Raw genomic sequence first — 13,972 nt, forward strand, 5'->3', positions numbered from 1 at the left:
CGGTGGAAGGGGCCCGGCCGCCAGGCCAACTCCTTGACCGGTACGGCGAGTTCGACGTCGTAAAGCCGGTCGAGCAGCTTCTCCACGGCCACCGCTCCCCTCCGCTACACCTGTCCTGATCACTCCCCCCGCCACCACCCCAGCAGCCGGGCCGCCCACCCGGGCCGCACGCGCTCGGCCCCGGGCACCGCGGACGGGCCCGGCATCGGCGCGATGCGCTCGGCGGGCGGCTCGTCGCCGGCGGTGGACGGGGGGAGGGAGGCGGTCGGCGGGAACGTCACCGGCAGGGCGGTCAGCGCGCGGTGGAAGGGGCCGGGCCGCCATGTCAACTCCTCGACCGGTACGGCGAGTTCGACGTCGGGAAGCCGGTCGAGCAGCTTCTCCACGGCCACCGCCGCGATCAGCCGGGCCGGACTCTGTGCCGGACAGTTGTGCGGGCCGGCGCTCCACGCCAAGTGGGCGCGGTTGCCCGCACGCTGATCCACCGTCAGGGAAGGGTCGGTGTTCGCCGCGGCGAGGCTGACCACGAGCGGACGCCCCGCCCGCAGCACCATCCCTTCGTACACGACGTCGTGGATCGGGTAGTGCACGGCGTAGTTCGCCATGGGCGGGTCGGTCCACAGCACCTCGTCGAGGGCGTCCTCGACCGGCAGGCTGCCGCCCGAGAGACTGCCCTCGAACCGGTCGTCGGACAGCAGCAGCCGCAGGCTGTTGGCGATCAGGTTCTGCTGCGGCTCGGTGCCCGCGCCCATCAGCAGGACGAGGGTGTGCACCATCTCCTCGTCGGTGAGCCCGGCGGGATGGTCCATGAGCCAGGACGTCACATCCGGCCCGGGCCGCCGGCGTTTCAGCGTGACGAGGTCCAGCAGCGTCGTCGCGAGCAGTTCGTTCGCCTTCTCGGCGTCCACCCCGTCGAAGATCCCGGACATGCCGCGCACCAGCCGCTCTCCGTAGTCGGCCGGGCAGCCGAACAGGCGGTTGAACACGAGCAAGGGAAGCACCTGGGCGTACTCGCCGAGCAGATCGGCCTGCCCGGCCGGGGCGATGCGGTCGATGAGCGTGTCCGCGCTCGCCTCGACGTGGCCGCGCAGGGTGGCGGGGTCGACCCGGGCCAGACTGTCCGTGATCGCGCCGCGCAGTCTGCGCTGTTCCGCGCCGTCGGACCACAGCGCGTTCGGCCGGTACATCATCATCGGCACGACCGGGCTGTCCAGGGGCACCGTGCCGTCCGCCAGGTCCTGCCAGCGGCGCGGGTCCTTCGAGAACGTCTCGGTACTGCGCAGCACGTGCAGGGCGGCGTCGTATCCGACGACGAGCGAAGCCCGCACACCCGGCGCCAGTTCGACCGGCGCGATCGGTCCGGCCTCGCGCAGCCGCCGGTAGACGGCGGCCGGGTCGGCGGCGAACTCGGGCCCGTACAGGGACTCGTGGGCGGGGCAGCCCGGCGGCGGGACGGGCGGTACGGGGGATGCGGAGGTCACGCGTGCTCCAGGTGGCCGTTGGGGGTCCCCTCGCTCGGGCCGGGCCGAGAGTGGGAGAGGGTCAGGAGGTACTCGGCGAGATGGATGAGGGCGCGCGTGGACGAGACCCGGTCGCGGGCGTCGCAGCGCACGAGGGGGGTTTCCGGCAGCAGATCGAGGGCCTCGCGCACCTCGTCGAGCTCGTACGCGGGAGCGTCGTGGAACTGGTTGAGGGCGACCGCGTACGGCAGTCCGTACTCCTCCAGCAGGCCCATGACCTCGAACGACTGGCTGAGGCGACGGGTGTCGGCGAGGACGAGCGCGCCGAGCGCGCCCTGCGTCATGTCCTGCCACAGCCGGGTGAAGCGCTGCTGGCCCGGGGTGCCGAAGAGGTAGAGCACCAGGCGGTCGTTGAGGGTGAGCCGGCCGAAGTCGAGGGCGACCGTGGTGGTCGTCTTGTCCCGCGTGCCCGCCAGGTCGTCGACGAGGGCGCCGGCCTCGGTCATGACCTCCTCGGTGCGCAGGGGACGGATCTCGGAGAGCGTGCCGACGAACGTGGTCTTGCCGACCGCGAAGTGGCCCACGATGAGCAGCTTGACCGCCGTCTGCACACTGGGCCGCAGGTAGACGTCGTCAGAGGCGGGCGCGGAGTCCATCGAGCACCTCCTGGAGGATGCGCGGGTCGGTGGGCCCGGCGGCGGGGATCGGCGCGCGGGTGACGATGTGGCCGCTGTCCATGAGGTCGGCGATCAGCACTTTGGCCACGCCCACCGGCAGCGACAGATGTCCGGCCACCTCGGCGACGGACAGGGCTCCGGGCCGGCACAGCTCCATGAGCCTGCGCTTTTCCGGGTTGAGACCGGTCAGCGGCAGATCGCCGGCCGCGATCAGCAGGGTGACCAGGTCCAGGGTGTTGCGGGTGGGATGGGCGCGGCCGTCCGTGACGACGTACGACCGCACCAGCCTGTCTGCGGGACGGCGCCGGGGCGTCATGCCGGGCTGCCGGTGTCCTGCCGGGCGGGGCTGGTCAGCTCCTTGCCGAGCCGGTCGACGAGTTTGTGCATACGGTAGGTGACCGCCTCCATGTCGACGTCCTCCCCGGTGGAGACCGCGAGGTAGGCGCCCTCACCCGCGGCGACCAGGAAGACGTAGCCGTCCGCGAACTCGATCAGGGTCTGCCGCCACGGGGTGTGCGGGGTGCCGCAGAACTCGGCCGTGCTGCGGCTGATCGACTGGACGCCGGACAGGCCCGCGGCCAGCCGTTCGGCGTCGTCGCGGCCGATGTCCTTGGAGAAGGCGCGGAGCATGCCGTCGGCGGAGAGCAGGATCGCGTGCCGCGCCTGCGGGACCTTCAGCACCTCGTCCAGCATCCAGCCCAACGTGTTGTTGGTGGGCCCGGTCATTCGTGGCTGTTCCCTTCGTCGTCGTGGAGCGAGTGCTGGACGGCCCTGCCGGAGCGGGTGCCGCGTGCGAAGGCGCCCATGCGCCGGGCGTTCTCCTCGGCCGAGCGGCCGCCGACCTCGTCGGCCGGTGCGGGCTGCTCCGCGGCCGGTCGCCGTGCGGAGCGACGGCGGCGCCTGGGCAGGCCTCCTGGCGTGGTCGCCTCGGTGGGGCCGGGGTCGGGGGCGGGCTCGGAGGTCAGTGCAGGCGCGGCCGGATCGGCGGTGAGGGTGGTGCCGGGCGCGGGCGCCGGCGCAGGAGGGTGCGCGGGCGCGGTGGTGTTCGCGGGTGCAGGCGCGTTCGTGGGCGCGGGCACTTCGGCGGGCGGCGCGGGCGCGGGCGACGGGACGGCGTCCAGGTGGGTGAGCAGGGCGGTCGGCAGAAACACCACGGCGCGTACACCGCCGTACGGAGAGAGCGTGTCCACGGAGACGCTGAACCCGTAGCGCTCGGTGAGCGCCCCGATGACGGCGAAGCCGAAGCGGGGCGGGTCGCCGAGCCGGGTGATGTCCACCGCGTGGGCGCCGGCCAGCAGTTCGGCGGCGTGCTCGGCCGCCCGGCCGTCCATGCCGACTCCGGCGTCGTCGATCACCACGCAGGCGCCGTTGTGCACCGTCTGGACGGTGACCTCGACGGTCGTGCCCGGCTGCGAGTGACGTGCCGCGTTGTCGAGGAGTTCGGCGACCGCGAGCACCACCGGTTCGACCGCCCGGCTCCGTACGGCGATGTCGACCTCGCCGTTGATGCGGATGCGCCGGTAGTCGCGGATGCGGGAGGTGGCGCCGCGTACGACCTCGACGAGCGCGGAGGTGGCGCGCTGGCGGCCCGGCCACGAGCCGCACAGTACGGCGATGGCCTGGGCACGGCGGCCGAACTGGGCGTTGGTGTGGTCGATTTCGAGCAGATCGCGCAGCACGCCGGGGTTGTCGTGCCGGTCCTGCATCTCGGCGATGGACACCTGCTGTTCGTTGGCCAGGGCCTGGATGGAGCGCATCGAGGCCTTCAGGGCGGCCTTCGCCGACTGGTCGGCACGCGACCGGGCGTGCTCGACCGCGCCGCCGAACCGCTCCAGGACCGCGTCGAGGCCTTTCGCGAACTCCGTGTCGGCAAGCCGGTCGTCGAGCAGGCCGACGGCCGGGACCTGCTGGTGGGGCGCGTCCGCCACGGCCGGCAGTCGGGCCGAGACGAAGTGGCGGAGTTCCTCGTCCCTCGCGCGCAGACCGTCCCTCAGTTCGGCGTTCCGTCTGCGCTGCCGTGTGTTGATGCCGCGTTCGCGCACGAGCAGCACAGCGACGGCGAACAGGCCCACGGCCAGGCACCAGAACACCGCCTCCGGTATCCGTTCCGTCATCAAATCCTCACAGCAGGTGGCGGTCGACGAGCGCACGACGGTAGTGCCGCTTCCGCTTGCCCACTTGTCCGTACGCGCAGAGAAGTTGCTGTGGGACGCAGGCGCGCACGCCGGACGGGCAGATCGCGACGATCTTGCCCCTGGCGTAGGCCAATGAGGCCGGGACGAGTTCCGGAAACCGATTGCTGGTCCCTAGTCTGCGCCGAGTGACAGCCCGCGAGCGCACAAGAGTTCCGGGCTGCTCTCACGGCCGTCGGGACACGTCGCAGTGAAGGGGATCCGTTGCCCACGGGAAGCTACGTCGTGGAGACGACGAGGACCGCCGAGGTCGAAGCCCGCGAGCAGACCGACCTGTGGAGTGAGCGCGTCGCGGCGTACCAGACGCGGATGGACTACCGGTACGCCCGCGCCGAGGTCTTCCGCGGCGAGATGGTCCGGCAGCGCAGCGACACCTACCAGGTCGTCACGTGGGACAGCGACCAGATCGAGTACGCCCGCACACCGGGCCTGATCCGCCAGATGCCGGACCCCGACTACCGGCTGCTCTTCCCGCTCTCCGGCGAACTGCAGCTGCGGCAGGACGGCCAGGAGGTGCGGCTCACGCCGGGCACGGGCAGCCTGATCACACTGGGTGCGCCGTTCGAGATCCTGCACGGCGCGTCCCTGCGCGGTGTCATCATGTCGATCCCGGCGCAGGAGATCGACGGCCCGCTGAACCGGAAGGCACCGCTGGCCACCGGGCTCGATCTGACCAAGGGGCTGGGCCGCGTGGTGCACTCCGTGGTGCGCAGCCTGGACGAGGAGCGCGACCACCTCAACACCGCGCAGTTCGACGCCGTCTGCGACCGGGTCGTCGAACTGCTCTGCATGCTCGCCTGCGGCGACGACCGTCCCGACGCACCAGGCCATCTGAGCGAGGTCGAGGCGGTGGTCCGGCGCTACGTGCGCGAGCACGCGGCCGACCCCGACCTGTCCGGCACCTCCATGGCCCGCGCCCTCGGCTGGTCGCTGCGCCAGATCCAGCTCGCGCTCCAGCACGCGGGCACCACGCCCCGCGACCTGATCCGCGAGGAGCGCCTGCGTCTGATCCGCGAGCGTCTCCTGTGCGCCGACTGCGAGCACATGACGATCACGGACCTGGCGTACGCCTCGGGCTTCACCTCGGGCAGTGCCATGAGCACGGCCTTCCGCAGGCGCTTCGGGGTGAGCCCCCGCGAGATGCGTCACAAGACCCGCTGATCCGCATCCCCCCGTCCCCCCTCGGCCCTCGACCGTCGGGCGGCTGCCTAGCCCTTCGAGTCCCGCTTCCACTCGTCGGCGAGGAGTCCGAGCAGCACCTCGTCCAGGAACTCGCCCATCACCCAGGCCGAGGAGCGCAGTACGCCCTCGCGGACGAAGCCGTTGCGCTCGGCGGAGCGCAGCATCGCGGCATTGTCCGACAGCGTTTCGACCTGCAGCCGCTGCAGGCCGCGCACCACGAAACCGTAGTGGCACAGCACCCCGACGACATCGGTGCCGTAGCCCTTGCCGCGGGAGGACGGCAGCAGTCCAAGGCCGACGTGCGCGGACCGGTTGTGGTTGTCGATGCCCCACAGTGTGGCGGCGCCGATCAGCGTGCCGCCGTCCAACTCCACCACGGAGAACGGGACGACCCCCTGCTCCTTGTCGTCCACGACGAACGGCGCTTCCTGTGAGCCCGGCGTGATCGGCCGCCACGCACGGCCTGCGGCCCGAGAGGCGTTGACCACGTCGTCGGCGAGCTCGGCCTGCAGAACCGGGATGTCGTCCTCGTGCCGGGCCCTCAGCCCGACCTTGTCGCCCTTCAGCATGCAAGCTTCCTATCCGACCGGGCTGCCTGCGGCAAACAAATATGAGGGGGGCTCAGTGGAAGCAGAGGCAGAACGGATGGCCGGCCGGGTCCGCGTAGATCCGCCAGTTGGCCCCCGGGCGGAGCTGGTCCGTCCGCTCCAGCACCGTCGCGCCGAGGGCGAGCGCCCGCTTCTCCTCTCCGTCGAGGTCGTCCACGTCGAAGTCCAGGTGGAGCTGCTGCGGGCGGTCCTGGCCGGGCCACTCGGGCGGCTGGTAGCCGTCCACCCGCTGGCAGGCCAGCGGTGTCCCCTCGAACCCGTGCACCTCGACCCAGTCGGCATCCTCGGAGTCCGCGACCACCCGGCCGCCGAGCAGATCCGCGTAGAACTCTGCGAGCCGTACCGGATCGGCACAGTCCAACGCGACCGCCTGCAGCTTTCGAATCACTTCCGACACCCTTCGCTCTTCGCTCGCTTCCGCAACGCCCGGTACGGGAGGGGTCGTACCCGCCACCGCGGCGGTCATGCGCGGCGACGCACCCCGTGACCGAGCCGGGAAGCGCGGTCCGGCGCTGCGCTCACCGGACGTGGCGGGCGATGCGGGTCGCCTTCGACATCAGCCATTCCAGCGGGCCGCGTGCGACACCGTTCCCGCCGCCGTCGCCGCCAGGGGTCCGGCGCTGAGCCGGTGCAGCGGCAGGACGAGCAGGAAGTACACGCAGTAGAAGCGAGGATCAGCCCGGATGGTCACCCTGGCGACGGCCTGGCGTCCGGCCCGGCCCGTCCTCGGCGTGCCGCGCCCGGTGACGAGCACGACGGCGAAGCCCGCCAGGAAGGCGAAGAGGGCGCAGGAGCGGCCGTGGGTCGACTCCATCAGGAAGCCGCTCGCTCCGCCCCGGCCGGGAGCAGTGAGGGCTGCGCGAGCCGCGTCATGCCACTCAGGCCGGAGACCGGGCCGATCATGGAGTATCCGGCAGGAGGCTGCGGTGTCCCCCGCCGACCGGAGGTTGTTCCCCCGCCGTGTGGCTGGAGCCACCGCTCGCCGGGTCGCCGGGGCTCTCCGGGGCCTTAGGGTCGAGGTGGCAAGGGGCCGGACGGCATGGACGAAGGTGAGGCGGAACGAGCGTGAACCGGGTGGTGCGGGTGGTGGTGGTGGACGACGAGGCACTGGTCCGCTCGGGGTTCGGGCTCATCCTGGGTGCCTCGGAGGACATCGAGGTCGTCGCGACCGCGAGCGGCGGCGACGCCGTCGAAACCGTCCGGCGGGAGCGGCCCGACGTGGTGCTGCTGGACATCCGGATGCCGGACGTCGACGGGCTGACCGTGCTGCGCGAGCTGCGGACGATGCCGGACGCTCCGGTGGTGGCGATGCTGACGACGTTCGACGCCGACGAGTACATCCTGACCGCGTTGAACTCCGGCGCGGCCGGTTTCCTGCTCAAGGACACCGAGCCGGAGCAACTCGCCCACCTGGTGCGCACCCTGGCGGCCGGCGGCGTGGTCCTCTCCCCCAAGGCGTCGCGGACTCTGCTGCGCGGCCACCCCGGCACCGAGGCGGCCGTGGACGAGGACGCGGCCCGCGTCCGGCTGCTCACCTCCCGAGAGCGCGACGTCCTCGTCCTGGTGGCGGAGGGGTTGTCGAACGCCGACATCGGGGCGCGCATCCACCTGGGTGCCGGCACGGTGAAGGACCACGTGAGCGCGATCCTCACAAAACTGCGGGTGACGAGCCGGGTGCAGGCCGCGCTGCTGGCGCAGCGGGCCGGGCTGCTCGACGAGCGCCCGCGGTCGGAAGCCGGACGATGAGCCGCGCAGGCGTGCTGCGGAAGCGTGTACCCGCGCCGGTCGTCGACCTCGCCCTGGTGGCGGCAGCCGCCGTGGACGTATGGGCGAACCTGTGGGACGACACCCGCCTCGGTATCGCGCTGGCCACGCTCGGCTGCGCCGCGCTGGCCTTCCGGCGCAGGTTCCCGCTCATCGTCTTCCTGCTCACCCTGCCCATCGCGCTGACACAGCCCGTCGCCGTCGCTCCGGCTGCGGCGCTGTTCACCCTCGCCGAGCGCTCCCGCAACCGCCCTCTCCTCACGGCGTGCGTCGCCCTGACCGCCGTTGCCAACAGCACTCCGTGGCCCCTGGCCGGCCTCACCGAGGTCGGCCGGACCATGACGCTGGTCACCTTCGTGTACAGCCTGGCGACCGCCGCCGCGCCGGTCCTCATCGGACAACTTCTCCAGGCTCACCGGGACTTGGCGCGGCGGCTGGTCGAGATCGAGGAGGCCAGAGAACACGAGCGGGCCCTCCACGCCCAGGCCGTGCTCGCCCGTGAGCGCGCCCAGCTGGCCCGTGAGATGCACGACGTGGTGTCGCACCAGGTCAGTCTGATCGCCGTACGAGCCGGAGCCCTGCAGGTCGCCGCCAAGGACGCGGACGCCAAAGAGGCCGCCCGCACGATCCGTTCGCTGAGCGTCACCACGCTCGACGAACTGCGCACCATGGTGACGCTGCTGCGCGCCTCCGGCGGCCACGCCACCGAGCTGACCCCTCAGCCCACCCTGGCCGACCTGCGCAAACTGGTGGAGTCCAGCGGCACTCACGCGGAGCTGACGGGCGAGCTCCCGCCCGCCGTGGGCACGCCCGCCCAGCGGGCCGTCTATCGCACGGTCCAGGAGGCGTTGACCAACGTCCGCAAGCACGCCCCCGGCGCCACGGCCCTCGTAGAGCTGTGGCAGGACGGCGACGACGTCGGAGTGACCGTCACCAACACCGCGCCCACGCGTCCCTCCCTGTCGCTGCCCGGTTCGCGGCAGGGCTTGGTCGGCCTGCGGGAGCGGGCCGAGATCCTGCACGGCACCCTGGAGGCGGGGCCGAACGCGGAGGGCGGCTACCGGGTGCGGCTGCGGATTCCGCTCAGCGCGGACTGACCGGCCAGGACCTCCTGCTGATCGACGTATCGCGGGCGTATCGAAAATCGCATACGCCGCCGCAACGGCCCTCCCTCTCCAATGAGGGCATGACTCCCGACGCATCCCTGTCAGCACCGCCGCGCCGCACGCGCAGCATCGTGTTCCTCGGCCTGGCGCTCCTCGCCATGGCGAGCGCCGTGTTCTTGGTGCGGCGGCCGCTGATGATGTCCGCACCGACGTGCATGGCCGGACGGTGGCACGGCTGCTTCGACACGTTCAACGGTGTGGTGCTCATGACGTTGGTCGCGGTGCCGGTGTCCATGCTGGTGGTGTGGGCTCTGGCGTACCGTCGGCGTGCCGTCGGCGCCACCGCGGCGTGGCGGACGTCGCTGGCCGAGGTGGGCATGGTCCACGGGACGGTGCCGTTCCTGTGGCTGACCATGATGCCGGGCGCCGGGGCCGGCACCGTGCCCGCCCGGGTGAGCCTGGTGCCGCTGCGGGACCTGGTCACGATGGGGCCGCTCGGGATCGTCGGCAACCTGCTGGTCTTCGCAGCGCTGGGTTTCTTCGCCCCGATGCGGTTCGCGGCGCTCGCGTCCGTGCCGCGGATCCTGGCGCTCGGGGTGGGCTGCTCGGTCCTGGTCGAGACCGCGCAGTACGTCCTGCGCCTCGACCGGGTGTCCTCCGTGGACGACGTCCTGGTCAACGCCACCGGGGCCGTGCTGGCCGCGCTGGCGTCGCGCCGCTGGTGGCGCACCACGGCACAGGTGCCGTCGGACCGGTCTCGTCCCGCGCCGGCACCGGCAGGCTGAGTCGCGTGCCCGGTGCGCCCACTCCGGCCGGCGGCCGGTGCCCGTCTTGGGACGTCGGGCACACGTCGTTGCATACGTCGGCGATATGGCGTGCTGCTTAGGCTGCAGCCATGCGTGTACTGATCGTGGAGGACGAGCCCTACCTGGCCGAAGCCGTCCGTGACGGGCTGCGGCTGGAGGCGATCGCCGCCGACATCGCCGGCGACGGCGACTCCGCCCTGGAGCTGCTCAGCGTCAACTCCTACGACCTCGCGGTCCTCGACCGCGACATCCCCGGCCCCTCCGGCGACGAGGTCGCCCGGCGCATCGTCGCCTCCGGCAGCGGCATCCCGATCCTCATGCTCACCGCCGCCGACCGGATCGACGACAAGGCTTCCGGGTTCGAGCTCGGCGCCGACGACTACCTCACCAAGCCGTTCGAGCTGCGGGAGCTCGTCCTGCGGCTGAGGGCGCTCGACCGCAGACGCGCGTATGCCCGGCCCCCGGTCCGCGAGATCGCGGGCCTGCGGCTCGATCCCTTCCGCCGGGAGGTCTTCCGCGACGGACGCTTCGTCGCGCTCACCCGCAAACAGTTCGCCGTGCTGGAAGTCCTCGTCGCCGCCGAGGGCGGGGTCGTCAGCGCCGAACACCTGCTGGAGCGGGCCTGGGACGAGAACGCCGACCCCCTCACCAACGCCGTGCGCATCACCGTCTCCGCACTGCGCAAACGGCTCGGCGAGCCATGGATCATCGCCACGGTGCCCGGCGTCGGCTACCGGATCGACACCGGCCCCGGCACCCCCCATCCCGGCGGCACTCGTGGATAGGCGCCCAGGGCTCAGCGCCCGGCTGAAGCTCACCCTCAGCTATGCCGGGTTCCTCCTCCTCGCCGGCAGTCTCCTGCTGGCCGTGGTCTGGGTGTTCGTGCTGCGCTGGCTACCGACCAACGACCCCGTATCCATCAAGCAGGCGTTCCCCGACGCGATCGTCGTCACCGGACCCGACCGCTCCGAACTCCTGCGCGGCTTCGCCCCCGCCGCGGCCGGAGCAGTGGCCTTCCTGCTCATGTTCGGCCTGCTGGGGGGATGGATCCTCGCCGGCCGGATGCTCGCACCACTCACACGGATCGCCCACGCGGCACGGATGGCCGGGAACGGATCGCTGTCCCACCGGATCCGCATGAAAGGCCGCCAGGACGAATTCCGTGAACTGTCGGACGCGTTCGACTCGATGCTCGAACAACTCGAGTCCCACGTCGCCGAGCAGCGGAGATTCGCCGCCAACGCCTCCCACGAACTGCGCACCCCGCTGGCGATCTCGCGGACGCTCCTCGACGTCGCCCGCACGGACCCCACGCGGGACCGGGGCGAACTCGTCGAACGCCTGCACGCTGTCACTACGCGGGCGATCGACCTCACCGATGCCCTCCTGCTGCTCAGCCGCGGCGACGGCGGAAACTTCACCCGCGAGGGCGTCGACCTCTCCCTCCTCGCCGAAGAAGCCGCGGAAACACTGCTCCCCCTCGCCGAACAGCGCAGGATCACGCTCGACGTCACCGGCGGGCCGGCCCGGACCAGCGGTTCGGTGGAGCTCCTGCTGCGGATGGTGACGAACCTCGTCCAGAACGCCCTCGTCCACAACCTCCCCACCGGCGGCACCGTGACGGTCCACACCGAGGCGCACGGCGGCACGAGCGTGCTGCGAGTCGAGAACACGGGCCGCCGGCTCCCACCGGAACTGGTACCGACCCTCACCGAGCCCTTCCAGCGCGGAACGGAACGGGTACGCACCGACGAGCACGCCGGTGTCGGCCTCGGTCTGGCCATCGTGCACAGCATCGTTCGCGCCCACGCCGGGACCCTCGACCTCGCGCCCCGCCCGGCCGGCGGTCTCCTCGTCACGGTCCGGCTTCCCGGCACGCCGTAGGCATCGCGTTCGAACACGAGAAACCCGCCGAATCGGCCCCTCACCGCACCTGCATAAATGCGTGGTACGTCGTATCGAGCGCGGAACACCTCCCGGATATGCGCAAGTGACCTCGTCAGCGGTAAACCGCCAGTTCAGGCCATGTTCTCGGGTTTTCCAGCCAGGCTCTGTGAGTCGATGAGCGTCGAATGAGCGAACGATTTTGGTCAGGCTCACCCCCGCACTTCGAGCACCGACTGTTCGGTTGCCCAACTGGCGCCGCGGAAGGCCCGGAACGGGCGGTGGCGTGAAGGCATCCGTAGCAGGCTCAACCATCGATGGATCAAGCCTCAAAGCTTGAACACAAATTACACACATCCCCTCTACACAGCTGGCCCCGATGGTCTAGATTGACCGTGCTTCAGCTGTTCGGGCACTGGACGAACAGCAATGATCTATAGGTCCGGCGCTCCGGAAAGCCAGGAGCCGCGTCCCCGGCGCCGGACGTGGGGGTGATCGATTCTTGGCGCCCGGGAGGGGCTCTTGGGTGCGGGGAGCACCCGAGGTTCCCACGGGTTCCGCCCACCTCGAGAGCCGGGCAGACACGCGCGTCTGCTGCCGCCTGGGTGGGTCGTTCAAGTAGCCCTGGACGCCAGGGTGTCGTGCGCGGGAGGCGGGGGCCTCCGGCGGGGGAGGAACAGTACCGGGGGGCGGGGGCCTCCCGGGGGGCGAATCAGTGTGCGGCGAACACGTCGAACCACTGGGGACCTTGGGGGGTTCTGTGCGGCGAGGGGGACTAGTCAGCCCATTTCCGTCGGCGGGCGGGAGTCTGGCGAACGAGGCAATCAGCCGGCCCACGAATGACTGGGAGCAGCGGTATCGACGTGCTGTGATCATCAGCGATACCGTGGCCACCGCCTTCGTGGTGGCGGCCATCGGCGAATTCTTCGGGGCCCGGGACGCGGCCAACTGGCACGAGAAGTGGGGAATACTCGCATTCGGCACCGAACTGCTGGTGCTGGGATCGCTTGCGGTGAGCCGTTCGTGGGCTCCGGCCGTACTCGGCCAGGGCGCCGAGGAATTCCGCCGGCTCGGACGCTCACTGTTCATGGCGACCGTCGTACTGGCACTGGGCGGGATCGCCCTCACTTCACGCAACATCAAACTCTGGATCTTCGTCGCGATACCCGCGATCGCGCTGATCACCATGCCCACGCGGTATCTGCTGCGCCTCTGGCTGCACAAACAGCGCAAGGAGGGACGGTGCCTGAGACCGGTGCTCGCCGCCGGCAGCCCGGACACCGTGCGCGACCTGATCAACCGAACCCGCAAGTTCCCGCACATCGGCTGGCGGGTGGAAGCGGTGTGCACGCCGGACGGTCGCGGGCTCGACGGCGACCAACTGGACGGAGTACCGGTCGTCGGCCGGCTCACGGACGTCGCCAAGCACGTCGGCCACGACGGTTACCGCGTCGTCGCGGTCACCCCGGACCCGCACTGGTCACCGGACCGGCTGCAGCGGCTGGCCTGGAACCTCGAGGGCAGCGACGCCGAGATGGTCGTGGCGCCCGTGCTGATGGAGGTGGCCGGCCCGCGGCTGCACGTCGACGCGGTGCTCGGGATCCCGCTGCTGCGGGTCAGCATGCCGACCTTCACCGGCGGCCGCCGGGCGATCAAAGGGGTCGTCGACCGGGTGGGTGCGGCGGTCCTCCTGGTGCTGTTCGCGCCGCTGATGGTGCTCGTCGGGCTGCTCGTGGCCCTGGACAGCCGGGGTGGGGTGTTCTACCGCCAGCGCAGGGTCGGCAAGGACGGGCGCGAGTTCACCATGCTCAAGTTCCGCACCATGGTCGCCGGGGCCCATGGGGCACGTGCCGGCCTGGCCGACCGCAACGAGGGCGCCGGCCTGCTGTTCAAGCTCCGCCGGGACCCGCGGGTGACCCGGGTGGGGACGGTGCTGCGCCGGTACTCGCTCGACGAGCTCCCGCAACTGTTCAACGTGCTCACCGGATCGATGTCGCTCGTCGGCCCGCGGCCTCCGTTGCCGGAGGAGTGCGCCGCGTACGACCCGGACATCCGGCGGCGGCTGCTGGTCAAGCCCGGGCTCACCGGGCTGTGGCAGATCAGCGGACGCAGCGATCTGCCGTGGGAGGAGGCGGTCCGCCTCGACCTGCGGTACGTGGAGGACTGGTCGCTCGCCCTGGACACAGTGATCTTGTGGAAGACGCTGCGTGCGGTGCTTCACGGACAGGGGGCGTACTGATGCGCGGGGTCCGGCGCCCGGCCGGCGCGCGGAACGCAGGCCACAAGGGCCTGC

At 71.3% G+C, this 13,972-nt stretch carries 14 protein-coding genes and 1 pseudogene; 7 read left to right on the top strand and 8 right to left on the bottom strand.

Features of this window, described 5'->3' with window-relative positions; genetic code table 11:
- Positions 1-119: 119 nt before the first annotated feature.
- From ACIBU0_RS31065 to ACIBU0_RS31085, 5 genes are read right to left on the bottom strand one after another with little or no spacing between them, the layout of a single operon-like run.
- Complete coding sequence (locus ACIBU0_RS31065) at positions 120-1,481, bottom strand: cytochrome P450 (RefSeq protein ID WP_398825031.1); 1,362 nt, start codon at positions 1,479-1,481, stop codon at positions 120-122.
- The gene (locus ACIBU0_RS31070) at positions 1,478-2,116 is read right to left on the bottom strand and encodes a GTP-binding protein (RefSeq protein ID WP_398825033.1); all 639 of its coding nucleotides are present in this window, start codon (positions 2,114-2,116) and stop codon (positions 1,478-1,480) included. Before ACIBU0_RS31070 ends, ACIBU0_RS31065 begins: the two co-directional genes overlap by 4 nt.
- On the bottom strand, positions 2,094-2,453 hold the full coding sequence (locus ACIBU0_RS31075; protein ID WP_398825035.1) for a DUF742 domain-containing protein: 360 nt from the start codon (positions 2,451-2,453) through the stop codon (positions 2,094-2,096). The genes ACIBU0_RS31070 and ACIBU0_RS31075 overlap by 23 nt, the downstream gene beginning before the upstream one ends.
- Positions 2,450-2,863 (bottom strand): roadblock/LC7 domain-containing protein, encoded by a 414-nt coding sequence (locus tag ACIBU0_RS31080; protein WP_398825037.1) that lies wholly within the window; start codon positions 2,861-2,863, stop codon positions 2,450-2,452. The genes ACIBU0_RS31075 and ACIBU0_RS31080 overlap by 4 nt, the downstream gene beginning before the upstream one ends.
- Positions 2,860-4,251, bottom strand: coding sequence for an ATP-binding protein (locus ACIBU0_RS31085; RefSeq protein ID WP_398825039.1), 1,392 nt, complete (start codon positions 4,249-4,251; stop codon positions 2,860-2,862). The genes ACIBU0_RS31080 and ACIBU0_RS31085 overlap by 4 nt, the downstream gene beginning before the upstream one ends.
- A 282-nt stretch (positions 4,252-4,533) precedes the next feature.
- Here ACIBU0_RS31085 and ACIBU0_RS31090 point away from each other — a divergent pair, with 282 nt between their 5' ends.
- Entirely contained in the window at positions 4,534-5,490 is a 957-nt protein-coding gene (locus ACIBU0_RS31090; RefSeq protein ID WP_398825041.1) for a helix-turn-helix domain-containing protein, read from the top strand.
- 47 nt (positions 5,491-5,537) lie between these two features.
- On the opposite strand, the gene ACIBU0_RS31095 is transcribed toward ACIBU0_RS31090, so the two are convergent.
- The 3 genes and pseudogenes from ACIBU0_RS31095 to ACIBU0_RS31105 form a co-directional block, all read right to left on the bottom strand.
- On the bottom strand, positions 5,538-6,080 hold the full coding sequence (locus ACIBU0_RS31095) for a GNAT family N-acetyltransferase (protein WP_398825043.1): 543 nt from the start codon (positions 6,078-6,080) through the stop codon (positions 5,538-5,540).
- A gap of 52 nt (positions 6,081-6,132) precedes the next feature.
- Positions 6,133-6,507: a VOC family protein gene (locus tag ACIBU0_RS31100; protein WP_398825045.1), complete on the bottom strand. Its 375-nt coding sequence runs from the start codon at positions 6,505-6,507 to the stop codon at positions 6,133-6,135.
- A 201-nt stretch (positions 6,508-6,708) separates the two neighbouring features.
- Positions 6,709-6,933 (bottom strand): annotated as a pseudogene (locus ACIBU0_RS31105) (hypothetical protein); the annotation flags it as partial.
- Positions 6,934-7,193: 260 nt separating this feature from the next.
- On the opposite strand from ACIBU0_RS31105, the gene ACIBU0_RS31110 reads away from it, so the two are divergent.
- From ACIBU0_RS31110 to ACIBU0_RS31135, 6 genes are all read left to right on the top strand, one after another.
- Positions 7,194-7,865 (top strand): response regulator, encoded by a 672-nt coding sequence (locus tag ACIBU0_RS31110; protein WP_398825247.1) that lies wholly within the window; start codon positions 7,194-7,196, stop codon positions 7,863-7,865.
- Positions 7,862-8,980 carry a sensor histidine kinase gene (locus ACIBU0_RS31115; RefSeq protein ID WP_398825047.1) on the top strand — a complete coding sequence of 373 codons (1,119 nt, stop codon included), beginning with the start codon at positions 7,862-7,864 and terminating at the stop codon, positions 8,978-8,980. Before ACIBU0_RS31110 ends, ACIBU0_RS31115 begins: the two co-directional genes overlap by 4 nt.
- 89 nt (positions 8,981-9,069) lie before the next feature.
- The gene (locus tag ACIBU0_RS31120; protein ID WP_398825049.1) at positions 9,070-9,774 is read left to right on the top strand and encodes a VanZ family protein; all 705 of its coding nucleotides are present in this window, start codon (positions 9,070-9,072) and stop codon (positions 9,772-9,774) included.
- 110 nt (positions 9,775-9,884) lie between these two features.
- Complete coding sequence (locus tag ACIBU0_RS31125; protein WP_398825051.1) at positions 9,885-10,580, top strand: response regulator transcription factor; 696 nt, start codon at positions 9,885-9,887, stop codon at positions 10,578-10,580.
- Positions 10,573-11,679, top strand: coding sequence for a sensor histidine kinase (locus tag ACIBU0_RS31130; protein WP_398825053.1), 1,107 nt, complete (start codon positions 10,573-10,575; stop codon positions 11,677-11,679). The genes ACIBU0_RS31125 and ACIBU0_RS31130 overlap by 8 nt, the downstream gene beginning before the upstream one ends.
- 760 nt (positions 11,680-12,439) lie before the next feature.
- Positions 12,440-13,918 carry a sugar transferase gene (locus tag ACIBU0_RS31135; protein WP_398825055.1) on the top strand — a complete coding sequence of 493 codons (1,479 nt, stop codon included), beginning with the start codon at positions 12,440-12,442 and terminating at the stop codon, positions 13,916-13,918.
- Positions 13,919-13,972: the final 54 nt, after the last annotated feature.

It is taken from the genome of Streptomyces sp. NPDC049627 (genome assembly GCF_044465645.1).
Classification (GTDB): Bacteria; Actinomycetota; Actinomycetes; order Streptomycetales; family Streptomycetaceae; genus Streptomyces.